Here is a 12,983-nt window from a genome sequence, read left to right as displayed (position 1 = left end):
GTTTTATTATTTTTAGTGCGCAATTTTGACTGTAGCACTGCGATGTAAAATCCATTCAATAACCAAACAGATAACCGCTCCTGTTATGTAAGCAATTAAATCTAACCAATCAAATGTTGCCCCCAAAATGGTACTGAGTGCTGTTCCCGGCTCAATACCAAGTAACTTGGGCAACTTAAGGTATTGAGCCAATTCAACACTAAAGGCTATTGATAACGTAATGAAGATTAACGTTCGAGCTCTAAGTCTTAAAACACTCGAAAGTAAAAAATATAACCAGATCACGACCAGCACATCGCCCAATACCGGTCTAATCAGTGTATCGCGCACATATAGCGCGATATAAATAAGCCCGACTAAAATCAATAAGCTCGCTAACGCCTTCGCCCCGCAAAATCTTATGTAGCTGTTTATAGTGATTTTGCTTTTAACATTAAACTTATCAGCAGTCATTTTAGGCCGTCTCATGCTTGGTCTCGGCACTGCTTACTTGTTTGGCGACTGATTGTTGAGTGCTATTAGCATACCAATCAACATTTCTAGTTAAGATCATGACTAAGCTTAAAATCGCAAAACATAACAGACTGCCCATCAACAATGCATAGCTTTCTGCTTGAAGTAGACCAAACAACATCGCATAAAGAATAAGTAAACATACACCAAACAGCTTACCCTGTTTAGCACTGGCCAACATACCGCCGACATAAATACTCAGCAACACAGTCGATGCTATAGCTGACAATGCATAAGCCCAATTAAAGCCAAGATGCTCACTCAATGAGATCAGTAATAGATAAAACAATGCTAGAGCCAAACCAACAAAGCCATATTGCACTGGGTGCATAAGACGAGCTTGAAATATCTCCAAAAGAAAGAAGCTGGCAAACACTAAGGTGATGACTAACAGCGAATAATTGACAGCGCGATGGGACTTTAGGTAATGGTCGACAGGCTCAATCAAGTTAACCCCCATTTGCCGACGCTCAAACTCAGCACAAGCACTAGAATTGAACATACAGCGTTCAAACAGCTGGCTAATATTAGAAGAAAAATTGTTACTAACCCACTCAGCGTTAAAGCCCTTATCGGTAATGTCTGAAGAGATAGGTAGGAAATCTCCGCTAAAACTAGGATGTGGCCAAGATGATGCCATTTCAATGCGTGACTCTTTGCCGATAGGGCTTACTTGCAAAGAGCCCATACCTTGTAATAAAAAGCGATAATCAAACTTAAGCGGTTGTATCTGCTGTTGAGCTGAGCGGCTATCGCTTGCTCCCAACAAATCAGTCAAATCGAGTTCAGTGTGAAAGCCCTGAACAAACTGATTTAAACCCGTACCAGGCTGCACCTCAACATTTTTACCATTGAGTGTCATATTATTTAGTTTAATTAGTCCCCTACTGTCGGTGACTCCAACAACCATAGAAACTGCATTGATCTTTTGTTGGTCTATGTTTAGTAGCGGCGCTAAATCAAAGCTGCCAGTTAACTGACTCTCAGCTTGATACAATCTAGCTTGATAGATCCCGCGATATTTAGCAAAGCTCTCAAGCTCTGCGCTGAAATTAAATGTCTCAGGCAATATATACTTACGATACTCGGTCAAAAAGCTCTTGCCTTCTCGATAAACCATCTCGGTGTAATTAACGGCAATAAATGGCCCAATAATTCTTTGCTCACCAGTACTACTTCGCGCTATTTCGCTACGCACCTCTTCTAAGCGGTTGGAACGTTCTGAGATCAAACTACTCACCATAGATAGCGGGATCTGTAACAGTACGAAAAGCAGAAGCACAAAACCAAATTTAGCTAAGGTTTGATTATTAAATATATTTTTCACGATTGACTCTCCAAATGTTGATAAAGTGAGCTTAAAACCAACAGTTGGAGATAGAGTGGAGACAATATGGAGATTAGATGGAGTTTGGCGCTAAAGGCAGGATTATCGTGACTTTAACTCCTTTAATCACATTTTCTATGTTAAGCGTGCCATGGTGAAGTTTCACCACCTGTTCGACAAAATTAAGTCCAAGCCCCGTGCTTTTACTGCCGTTTTTGCGAGGTAGTGAATAAAAGCGCTCGATAATTCTGGGCATAGCGTATTCAGGGATCTGTGAGCCTGTATTATAAATCGCTAGCTCCAGGTGTTTTTGCTCCCTTTTCAAAGACCACTTAATGGTGCCCTGCTGATCAACAAAATCAATGGCGTTATCCATCAAGTTATATAAAGCTTGTTTGAATAAAAAGTTATCACCCAGTACGCAATAATCAGCGGAGTTATCGGCTAATGAGCTGCCATCAAATTCGCATGTTACCGATTTTGTAATAAAACGAACCTCAGATGCAGCGTTAATCTCATTAATTATTCCCACAAGATCCAGTGTTACTAATGAATCAAGTTGCGGCCTCTTTTCTAAGCGAGCTAGCTCTAATAATTTATCAATTAAAGCCTGCATTCGATCAGTTTCACGCTCAATGTTGGCAGAAAATCGACTGACTTTTTCTGACGGTAATGGCGTTTGCAATATCTCACTGGCGCCTTTTATCGCAGATAACGGGCTTTTAAGTTCATGGGTGAGAGTCTCAACATACTGCTCGACATATTTTTTACCATCAATTTGCTCACGCATCTTTTCTAGTGCATGACTTAAATTGCCATATTCATAAAATACCCGAAATGTCGGTTTAACCACTTTTTCACCGCGGCCCATTTTATCGGCATAATCTTCTAACTTATGCAGCGCTGAATGGATCCGCCAAGAAAACAGTGCCCCAGCAACCAATACAAGGCCACTCATTAAGATCATCCAATAAAATACATTTCTTTTAGACAAATCAATATAGGGCTGAACTGAACGGTTGGCTTTTGCTACAGTGACGCTACCGATAATCGTTTGATTATGATAAATCGGCGCGGCCACGTGCATAACCGTAGAGAGTGGATCATTGGGATCTTCCGTGGTACTGCGCGCACCATATTGACCACGTAAAGTGAGATAAACATCATTCCACTGTGAATAGTCTTTACCAACGTCCTGCTGCCAAGAGTCAGCAATCACAATGCCGTTTTTATCGGTAATATAAATACGATGGTTAGCAGCCTTCTGACCAAACTCCCACATTCGAGCCTGAGGTTCACGCTGGCCATAAGCAGCCAGCAATCGTGAGAAACGGCTCTGTGAAATTTGCCCTTTGGCAACCTCCTCTTCAGCTAATACAGCTAACAAATTAGCCATATCGATAAGGGTTTCTTCTGTCGTTTGTCTTACCGTTGGCTTCAGCTCCTGGATCACTGTGCTACTCACCATATAAGCGGTGATCCCCACTAAAATAAAGTATAATGAGAACAGTCTTAGTCCTAGTGGGATTTTTGGCCAACGCATCATGAACTTGGACTCTGTTTGTAGAAATAACCAAACCCACGTTTAGTTTGAATAGAATCAGCTAAAGCAAACGGTTTGAGTTTTTGACGGATCGCTTTGATATGTGAATCGATATTGCGTTCGTACGAAGCAGATGGCGCAATATCAGCAGCAATAAGTAACTGCTCGCGGCTCAATACATTCGCACAGTGGCTAATTAACTTATCTAAGATCTTAAATTCAACAGCGGTTAATCCCAACATTTTCCCGTCAACACAAAAGTCAAAATTAACAGATGTTAAGCGGTCAGTGCTCGGTTGAGTTGATTGACTCTTAAGCTCAGTAACCGATACAGCACCTTGAGTAGCAGCTAGCAAAGTAGGTTTTTTAATTCGCAATTTAATACGGGCAAGCATTTCTCTTGGACTAAAGGGTTTAGTCACATAGTCATCAGCGCCAATCTCAAGTCCAACAACCCGATCTATTTCATCATTTCTAGCGGTTAGGAAAATAATCGCAACATCAGAGAACTCGCGGATTGTTTTGCAAAGCTCAAAACCATTTACATCTGGTAAGCCAACATCAAGCACCACAAGGTCAACTGCATTATCGGCTATATAAGCCAATCCTTGCTCACCTGTTGCAAACCAACAAACGTTAAAGCCATCCATTTCCAAAACATGGATCAAATTGTCTGCAATGGCTGGTTCATCTTCAATAATTACAATTGTCGCTTTAGCGCTCAACGAGTTAATCCTTTTTTATAATTTAAGATCTGCAAGCTTAACGTACAGCGAGCGTATAAATCGACATATAATTGATGCTAAACCTGCCTAATCATGGCGTAGCAATGTCGGCCAATGACCTCAATATTCACCCTAGTGTCATTTACAAATGAAAATCCGCCATGAATAGACATTCATAGCGGATTAAAGTCGATATCTAATAGCTTAACTAATTGGAGCTAACTTCAGCCTTTGCCTGTTTACGGTAAGCATGCAATAACGGCTCGGTGTAACCCGAAGGTTGCTGTTTACCTTTAAAAATCAAGTCACACGCAGCTTTAAACGCAACGCCATCGAAGCTTGGTGCCATATTAATATAATGACTATCGGCTTGATTTTGCTTATCAACCACCAGCGCCATCTTTTTAAGAGATGCCATCACCTCCTCTTCTGTACACACCCCATGATGTAGCCAATTAGCTAAATATTGCGACGATATGCGCAGTGTCGCTCTATCTTCCATTAAACCCACGTTATTAATGTCGGGTACCTTTGAACAACCTACACCTTGGTCAATCCAGCGCACCACGTAACCTAAAATACCTTGCGCGTTATTATCAAGCTCAAATTGCTTTTGCTCGGCTGTAAGCACATGGTCTGCTTCCATCAAAGGCAACGTCAGCAGATCATCTAAACTTGCACGTTGTCTATTTGCTAACTGCCCCTGAACTTCAGCTACATTGACTTGGTGATAATGAGTTGAATGTAACACCGCGCCATTTGGCGATGGCACCCATGCGGTATTTGCACCAGCTTGTGGGTGACCAATCTTTTGTTCGAGCATTGCTGCCATTTCATCAGGCATAGGCCACATGCCTTTACCTATTTGCGAGCGGCCTTGTAGGCCACACTCTAAGCCTATATCAACATTCCAATCTTCATAGGCTTTAATCCATGGCCGCTGTTTCATTACTGACTTGGCGACAAATGGACCAGCCAACATTGAGGTATGAATTTCATCGCCAGTTCTATCCAAGAAGCCAGTATTAATAAATACCACTCGCTCTCTTGCCGCACGAATACACTCTTTAAGATTTACCGTTGTGCGACGCTCTTCATCCATAATACCTACTTTAATGGTATTTCTGGAAAGCTTTAAAGCATCTTCAATACGACTAAACAGTTCGCAGGTAAACGCAACCTCTTCAGGACCATGCATTTTCGGTTTAACAATATTGATTGCACCTTTGCGACTATTAGCACGTTGATTATTATTGCCTTTTAAATCATGTAAAGCAGCAAAAGCGGTTACCATGCCATCAAGAAAGCCCTCAGGCACTTCATTGCCATCTTTATCAAGCACCGCATCTATGGTCATTAGATGACCAACATTGCGCACAAACAGCAGGCTTCTGCCCGGTAAGCTTAACTTTTGTCCGTTAGGTGCAATATAGTGGCGATCATCATTTAACTCTCGCACTATCTGTTTGCCATTCTTATTCAGTTTTGCAGACAAGCGCCCTTGCATTAACCCGAGCCAGTTTCGGTAAACCTCGACTTTATCTTCGGCATCAACCGCGGCAACAGAATCTTCGCAATCCATAATCGTTGTTACCGCAGCTTCAACTAACAGATCTTTTACGCCGGCAAGATCAGCTTTACCGATAAGGTGATGGCGATCGATTTGGATCTCGATGTGCAAGCCGTTATTAACAAGAAGAATCGCTGAAGGGGCTGATTGCTCGCCATTAAAGCCCACGAACTTAGCAGCGCTGCGAAGTTCTGTTATATCGCCACTTTGCAACTGTGCTTTTAAAACACCATTTTCGATAAAATATTGCGTCACATTGGCGTGTGAGCTGTCTTGCAAAGGCGCTGCTGTATCGAGGTGCTGCTTAGCAAAAGCAATCACTTTTTCGCCACGCTTTGGGTTGTATTCTTTGGTCAGTTCAGCGCCGTCATCTTCATCAATAGCGTCAGTTCCATATAACGCATCATATAAACTGCCCCATCTCGCATTAGCAGCATTTAGGGCAAAACGGGCGTTTTTGACAGGTACAACTAATTGTGGTCCAGCTTGGCTAGTGATCTCAGTATCTACATTTTCGGTACTGATCGTAAAATTGGGGCCTTCGGCTACTAGGTAACCTATATCATTCAAAAATGCTTTATAGGTCGCAATATCAAACGGCTTATCACCATTACCAAGATGCCACACATCTATCTGTTGCTGTAATTGCTCGCGTTTTGCTAACAATGCCCGGTTAATAGGACCAAGATCGTTGACGATTGATTCAAACTTTTTCCAAAACAGTTGTGAACTGATCCCTGTTGCTGGGCAAATCTCGCTATCAACCAACTCCCACAATGATTTAGCAATTTGCAAACCACCTACTCGAATACGTGCTGTCATAGTGTGCCCTTCTTGTTTGTAAACCATTTACACTAACGATGTCCGTTTCTGTTTCGAAACCTTTTGTTAACCTTTATCAGCCTATACTGTTAAGCCAGCATTTATAAAATTTATACTCTTTATCCTCACTATTCACCATAGTTATCAAAAAGCCCTGTTTTACGTATAAAACCGACAAAAATGTAAATTGTTTACTTTTGATATTAATTGCGGCCAAAACTATCTGCAGTTTGAGTAATAAGTTGACGCATCCATTTGTGGGCTGGGTTATGCTGCAACAATGGGCTCCATGCCATAGTAAGCGCTATAGGTTGAATAACAAATGGCGGTGGAACAATACAAACTCTATCGTTATTTTTATGTTGGTTGGCCATTTTACTTGGTATGGTTGCGATCAAATCTTGTTGCTCAGCTAACAAACAAGCAGCCTGATAGTGCCGAGTAAAAACGGTGATCCGTCGTTGTACACCTATTTTAGTCAACGCCTCATCAACCCAGCCCAAGCGCTGCACGTCATCAGGATCCATACCAACGCCAACTCCCATCCCCGTCTTACTTACCCATACATGATTAGCTTTCAGGTAGCTATCTAAAGAAAACTTATCTAAAACAGGATTTGTTTTACTAATCAGACAACTAAAATCATCGTTCCATAACACTTTCTGATGAAATGATTGGGGAATACTATCAAAACGGTTAATCACCATATCGACTCTACCCTGCTCTACATCAGGAAAACTCACATCACTTGGAGTCATAATATCTAAAATTACATTAGGTGCCTCAGTACGTAATCTTGCTATGAGTGGTGGCAGCAACGTGGCTTCGGCATAATCACTCGCCATTACGCGAAACACCTGTTCACTCTCAGCAGCATTGAACTCAGCCCTTGGCTGAACGGCTTTCTCTAAACCGATAATCAGCTCACTTATCATCGGTTGTAACTCTTGTGCTCGTTCAGTAGGGGTCATGCCCTGGCTGGTTCGGATCAGTAACGGATCATCAAATAATGTACGTAACCTTTTCAAGCCATTACTCATTGCTGGCTGGCTAATCCCTAGCTGATCTGCAGCCTTAGTAACATTTTTTTCACGTAGCAAAACATCCAAATAAACTAACAAATTCAAATCAATACGAGATATATTCATTAAACAAATACCGATAATAGAGACTATAAATTAGACTTATTTAAGCAAATGTAACTACTATTTTCAACGTAATCAATCGCCGCTAATCACATTGTTAAAGGAATAGACACATGAGCAATTACAGAACAAATATCGATGAAGCTGCTACCTTGATTAATGCTGAAGGTAGTGCATGGAATGCAATCAACCCTGAGTCTGTAGCCCGTATGCGTCTACAAAACCGCTTTAAAACTGGTTTGGATATTGCCAAGTACACTGCAAAAATCATGCGTGAAGATATGGACAACTACGACAAAGATTCGTCGCAGTACACCCAATCTTTGGGTTGTTGGCATGGATTTATTGGTCAGCAAAAAATGATCTCTATTAAAAAGCACCTACTTAGCACCAAGCGACGCTACCTGTATTTATCAGGTTGGATGGTCGCAGCACTAAGAAGTGAATTCGGCCCGCTACCCGATCAGTCTATGCATGAAAAAACCTCTGTCGCAGCACTGATCAAAGAGCTTTATACTTTCCTAAGACAAGCTGATGCCCGTGAACTCGGCGGACTTTTCCGAGAGTTTGACGCAGCATCTGAGGCAGAAAAGCCTGCGATTCAAGCTAAAATTGACAACTTCGAAACCCACGTTGTGCCAATCATCGCTGATATTGATGCCGGATTTGGTAATGAAGAAGCCACTTACCTAATGGCTAAACAAATGATTGAAGCCGGTGCTTGTTGTATCCAACTTGAGAACCAAGTATCTGACGTTAAACAATGTGGTCACCAAGACGGTAAAGTAACCGTGCCTCATGTAGAGTTCTTAGCAAAAATCAATGCGGTTCGTTATGCCTTCCTAGAGCTTGGCATTGATGATGGCGTTATTGTTGCTCGCACAGACTCATTGGGTGCAGGTCTTACCCAAAAAATTGCGGTAACTAATGAAGCTGGCGATTTAGGTGATAAATACAATTCATTCTTAGAGGTAGAAGCAGTAGATGCTGCTAACCTTGCAAACGGCGATGTGGTTTTCCAGCAAAATGGCCAACTTGTAAAACCAGCGCGTTTGCCAAATGGTCTCTTTAAGTTCCGTGCAGGCACTGGTGAAGAGCGCTGTGTACTAGATTGTATTACCTCACTACAAAACGGTGCGGATCTGCTTTGGATTGAAACAGAAAAGCCGCACGTTGCACAAATTGGTGGCATGGTGAATAAGATCCGAGAAACCATTCCAAATGCAAAGCTTGTTTACAATAACTCGCCTTCGTTTAACTGGACGTTAAATTTCCGTCAGCAAGTATTTGATGCTATGACAGAAGCCGGACAAGATGTGTCTGCATACGACCGCAATAACCTCATGAGTGTGGAATACGATAATACCGAGCTTGCTGTACAGGCTGATGAGAAAATCCGTACCTTCCAAGCAGATGCTGCACGTGAAGCGGGTATTTTCCACCACTTAATTACGCTACCAACGTATCACACAGCGGCGTTGTCTACCGACAACCTAGCTAAGGAGTACTTCGGCGACCAAGGTATGTTAGGTTACGTTGCCAATGTTCAGCGAAAAGAGATCCGCCAAGGTATTGCCTGCGTTAAGCACCAAAACATGGCTGGCTCTGACATGGGTGATGATCATAAGGAATACTTCTCAGGTGATCAGGCACTGAAGGCATCGGGTAAAGACAATACCATGAACCAATTTAGCTAAGTTGTTCTTGGACAGTAAGTTTTTGAAGTGGACTTATTGAGCCAATGAAGCTATCTCTAAAAAGCCTGCGCATTGCAGGCTTTTTTTTATCACAGCTCATAACTAAAGTAGTACAAATTCAACAAGCTTTAATCATTGCACAAGCTAAAGGGACATTTTTACACAACCTGCCATCAAAAAAGAAGCGAGTAGTAATCTATTGTATTTAAAGTAATAATAGTAATTAACAGTAGGCAAAACAGTATTTAATCTCTTTTTAAATCAATTTAATTCATCGTACAGCAAGCGTTTTACATATCAACACAATTAACTGCTAGTACAGCTAATTGATAGCACAATAATCGTACACTTTCGTTTTTAAATAGTGATCTATATAACAATTAACAGTATTTATATCCATATGTATCAGCGGTTACTTGAACCAGTGACATCGAGTGGTTAACCTGCGCGCTTTTATTTTATAGGCTTTCAATATGCAGGCTATTCGCAAATTCTCACTTGGCTTTACATTAATTGAGCTGGTTATTGTTATTTTGATTGTTGCTATTATCTCGGTTATCGCCTTGCCAAAATTTGTTAAATTTGACCGTGACGCACAGATCTCGCAGCTTGAAGCAATAGCAGCCTCTATCCATGCTCAAAACCAAATTACGTATAGCAAAAGTGCCATCGCAAATATTGAAGCGTTAGAGGGCTGTTCATTTGCTTGTGGCAACCATCCCAATTGGGATATCACCCAAGGCGAATATTTTATTGATGCCAGTGGTACCCGGCTCTATGTCAGTATGGGTTACCCTTTACCGCCGTTAACCTCTAACGCAACGGTAAATAACAATTACCGCACAGTTTTTGGTTTACCCAGCTCGGATTATTTATTTACCAGTGTGACTCGGCATTTATCTGCAACTGCAATTGTGCCGATAAAGTGGCAAGAAAAATTAAACCAGATTAAAGATGGAAATTTCGAATGCCATGTAGAATACAGCTCACCAACTTCGATTAGAAAGTACAGTGTCAAAGCATTTACCAAAGATTGCTAAGCCAATTCATTGATAAACGGGTTTATGGCCTCAGTATCGATAAGATTATCAGGCGTGCAAGCTTAGCAGCCAGACGCCTAGAGCCTAAGATTACTGTTTGCTGTGAGTTCTCCGGCTTTGATGAATTAGTTGCTTCAGCCGTTAAATGAGTATTCACGTTCTACTTTTGCTATTCGTAAGGTAAACGATGCATACCACTTTTCACGGCCTAGTCGCTGTGCTTCTAAGTGATCAGCATTTAATTTCCACGCTTTGATATCGGCAAGGCTGCGCCAATAAGACACAGTGATCCCCAACTGCTCTCGGGCTGACTCCATTCCAAGAAAACCATCTTGCCGCTCGGCCAGCTCAACCATGGTTTGCGCCATCGCTGCGTAGCCTTCGACGCTTGCTGACATTTCAGAGCTGAACACAACACAGTAGTAAGGCGGCTTAGGCGTGTTTGCTATCTGGCTCATCTTGTTATTCCTTTATTACCTGTAGAAACAAAAAAGCCAGAATTTTCATTCTGGCTTTGCCGTTTTATTTACTTTTCTGTCCAACGGTCCATCCAACCGAGCACATTTGCATACCATTGCTCAAGGTTGTCAGGGTTTAGGATCCAGTGATTCTCATCAGGGTATATGAGTAACTCTGATGGAATACCATTGCGCTGCATGTAGGTAAATGCCGCTAGACCTTGACCATAAGGAACACGGAAGTCCTTCTCGCCATGGATCACTAGCATAGGTGTCTGCCAGTTTTCTACGTAATTAACTGGGTTAAACTTCTCGTATAACTCTTTATTCTTTTCGTAAGTTCCACCAAATTCAAACTCAGGGAACCATAGCTCTTCAGTTACATAGTACATAGAGCGCATATCGAATAGACCAGCATGGTTAACTAGACACTTAAAGCCATCATTCCAGTTACCTTGGATCCAGTTCATCATGTATCCGCCATAAGAGCCACCTAGCGCACATGCATTGTTACCGTCTAACCACTTTTGCTGTTTAGTTACTGCAGCCAGACCTTTTTGTAGGTCTTCAAGTGGTTTTCCGCCCCAATCTTGAGTGATTGAGTCTGTAAAGGCTTGGCCGTAACCCGTTGAGCCGTGGAAATCAATCATCACCACACCATAACCGGCACCCGCCCATAACTGTGGATTCCAACGACTGCTAAATGAGTTACCAAATGAGCCTTGCGGTCCGCCGTGTACTAAGAAGGCAATCGGGTACTTCTCACCTGCTTTATAGTTAGCAGGCTTAATCCAGTAACCAAACACTTCTTCGTTATTCCAACCTTTAAAACTAAACTGTTGGTACTCGCCAAATTTGATCTTAGCTAGTTTTTCTTTGTTGATGTCGGTTAGACGATTTAGGTTTTGACCATCTAGATTAATGGTATATAAATCACCCGGCTCAACCAGCGACTTATGGCTGAAGATAATTTGGTCGTTGTTCACACCAACAATGCTGTTGCTGCCTTCGTTATAGATGGTCTTAACATCACCAAACTGAGTGTTAACTTCAAAGATTGACACCTGCCCCACATCTTGAGCAGTTACATAAAGCGTTTTGTTATCTTTACCAAAGGCAAGTGAACTTGGGCTGCGATCCCATAACGGTGCAACTTCTTTTTCTTGGCCGGTGACTGTATCACGCAGCATGATGCGGTAACGGTCAGCTTCAAAACCCGGCTTTGTCATTGCAAAGTAGGCTAAATAACGGCCGTCCGCTGAATAAGTTGGATGTGCATCCCACGCTTTATTCGCTTCGGTTAGGTTTTCAGCCTTACCACCTGTTACGCTGACTTTCCATAAATCATAGTTAGTGATCCATGCTTGGTCTTTACCAGGTGCTTTAGCGGTATAAACAACATGTTTACCGTCTGGAGTAAAGGTTACTTCTTCCATTCCTGAGAACGGCTTAGGTGGCGTTTCCGTATCAAGACCAGCGGTTACATCAACAGCATCAGTCACTTTAGTACCGTTCAACTGAGCAACAAATAAGTGGCTTCTTGAGTGGTCGCTCCATGTATCCCAGTGACGTACCATAAGCTGCTTATATTCGCGGCCAGTAGTATCACGCTCAGTTTCAGCGGTAAATTTATCTTTTGAGCAAGCAAGATCTTGACACTCTGGGAATACACGCATATTAACGACAACTTGTTTGCCATCTTGCGATAGCTTAAAGCCTTCAACGTCAAGCGGGAAATCGGTAACTTGAATCGCTTCACCACCATCAAGTGCAAGCTTGTAAATTTGGCTTGAACCATTACGTGCGGCGAGGAAATAGATATTTTTATCATTTGGGCCAAACGCCACACTGTGTTCAGTACCAGCTGCGCTTGTAAGCTGCTTAATTGCCGTAGAGCCGTTAAGTTGTTGCAAATAAAGGTCTGTGGTCGACTCTCCTTCTGCATCAATATTTTTCACGGCATAAACGATTTTTTGACCATCACTCGACAGAGCAGCCGAATGAAGCTTATTCATTTTTACGAGATCTTGAACGGTAAAAGGTGCTGTTGATGCAGCCTGAGCGCTAAATACAGCGCCAGCAGACGCAAGCGCCATTATGATTGCAGTTTTTTTCATCGTAGTAGTCTTATTCTTATCGTTAA

The 12,983-nt window shown here is 42.1% G+C and carries 10 protein-coding genes; 2 read left to right on the top strand and 8 right to left on the bottom strand.

From position 1 onward, the window contains the following. Positions 1-12: 12 nt before the first annotated feature. From L884_RS22390 to L884_RS0118645, 6 genes are all read right to left on the bottom strand, one after another. On the bottom strand, positions 13-468 hold the full coding sequence (locus tag L884_RS22390; protein WP_156925723.1) for a ribosomal maturation YjgA family protein: 456 nt from the start codon (positions 466-468) through the stop codon (positions 13-15). Further along, on the bottom strand, positions 455-1,840 hold the full coding sequence (gene creD, locus L884_RS0118665; protein ID WP_028768914.1) for a cell envelope integrity protein CreD: 1,386 nt from the start codon (positions 1,838-1,840) through the stop codon (positions 455-457). Before creD ends, L884_RS22390 begins: the two co-directional genes overlap by 14 nt. Positions 1,841-1,913: 73 nt before the next feature. Beyond that, positions 1,914-3,386: a two-component system sensor histidine kinase CreC gene (gene creC / locus L884_RS0118660; protein WP_028768913.1), complete on the bottom strand. Its 1,473-nt coding sequence runs from the start codon at positions 3,384-3,386 to the stop codon at positions 1,914-1,916. Then, positions 3,383-4,108 (bottom strand): response regulator, encoded by a 726-nt coding sequence (locus tag L884_RS0118655; RefSeq protein WP_028768912.1) that lies wholly within the window; start codon positions 4,106-4,108, stop codon positions 3,383-3,385. The genes creC and L884_RS0118655 overlap by 4 nt, the downstream gene beginning before the upstream one ends. 208 nt (positions 4,109-4,316) lie before the next feature. Then, a complete protein-coding gene (locus tag L884_RS0118650) occupies positions 4,317-6,500 on the bottom strand; it encodes a malate synthase G (RefSeq protein WP_028768911.1) in 2,184 nt (727 codons plus the stop codon). A 203-nt stretch (positions 6,501-6,703) separates the two neighbouring features. Then, positions 6,704-7,648: a LysR family transcriptional regulator gene (locus L884_RS0118645; protein WP_028768910.1), complete on the bottom strand. Its 945-nt coding sequence runs from the start codon at positions 7,646-7,648 to the stop codon at positions 6,704-6,706. 110 nt (positions 7,649-7,758) lie between these two features. On the opposite strand from L884_RS0118645, the gene L884_RS0118640 reads away from it, so the two are divergent. Both L884_RS0118640 and L884_RS0118630 read left to right on the top strand, forming a co-directional pair. Continuing rightward, positions 7,759-9,342, top strand: a complete 1,584-nt coding sequence (locus tag L884_RS0118640; protein ID WP_028768909.1) for an isocitrate lyase — start codon at positions 7,759-7,761, stop codon at positions 9,340-9,342. Positions 9,343-9,815: 473 nt separating this feature from the next. After that, complete coding sequence (locus L884_RS0118630) at positions 9,816-10,382, top strand: prepilin-type N-terminal cleavage/methylation domain-containing protein (protein ID WP_028768908.1); 567 nt, start codon at positions 9,816-9,818, stop codon at positions 10,380-10,382. 134 nt (positions 10,383-10,516) lie between these two features. On the opposite strand, the gene L884_RS0118620 is transcribed toward L884_RS0118630, so the two are convergent. Beyond that, the gene (locus tag L884_RS0118620; RefSeq protein WP_028768907.1) at positions 10,517-10,840 is read right to left on the bottom strand and encodes an antibiotic biosynthesis monooxygenase family protein; all 324 of its coding nucleotides are present in this window, start codon (positions 10,838-10,840) and stop codon (positions 10,517-10,519) included. Positions 10,841-10,908: 68 nt separating this feature from the next. Further along, positions 10,909-12,957: a dipeptidyl-peptidase 5 gene (locus tag L884_RS0118615; protein WP_028768906.1), complete on the bottom strand. Its 2,049-nt coding sequence runs from the start codon at positions 12,955-12,957 to the stop codon at positions 10,909-10,911. Between the last annotated feature and the right edge of the window lie 26 nt (positions 12,958-12,983).

The organism is Shewanella fidelis ATCC BAA-318, from assembly GCF_000518605.1.
Lineage (GTDB): Bacteria > Pseudomonadota > Gammaproteobacteria > Enterobacterales > Shewanellaceae > Shewanella > Shewanella fidelis.
Note: the sequence above shows the minus strand (reverse complement) of the source record. Positions and strands in the feature narration are given on the sequence as shown.

Bases quoted from the DNA above. Each gene is read 5' to 3' on its own strand.
- L884_RS22390 (WP_156925723.1), bottom strand. From the start codon at position 468: ATGAGACGGCCTAAAATGACTGCTGATAAGTTTAATGTTAAAAGCAAA.
- creC (WP_028768913.1), bottom strand. From the start codon at position 3,386: ATGATGCGTTGGCCAAAAATCCCACTAGGACTAAGACTGTTCTCATTA.
- L884_RS0118650 (WP_028768911.1), bottom strand. From the start codon at position 6,500: ATGACAGCACGTATTCGAGTAGGTGGTTTGCAAATTGCTAAATCATTG.
- L884_RS0118645 (WP_028768910.1), bottom strand. From the start codon at position 7,648: ATGAATATATCTCGTATTGATTTGAATTTGTTAGTTTATTTGGATGTT.
- L884_RS0118640 (WP_028768909.1), top strand. From the start codon at position 7,759: ATGAGCAATTACAGAACAAATATCGATGAAGCTGCTACCTTGATTAAT.
- L884_RS0118630 (WP_028768908.1), top strand. From the start codon at position 9,816: ATGCAGGCTATTCGCAAATTCTCACTTGGCTTTACATTAATTGAGCTG.
- L884_RS0118620 (WP_028768907.1), bottom strand. From the start codon at position 10,840: ATGAGCCAGATAGCAAACACGCCTAAGCCGCCTTACTACTGTGTTGTG.
- L884_RS0118615 (WP_028768906.1), bottom strand. From the start codon at position 12,957: ATGAAAAAAACTGCAATCATAATGGCGCTTGCGTCTGCTGGCGCTGTA.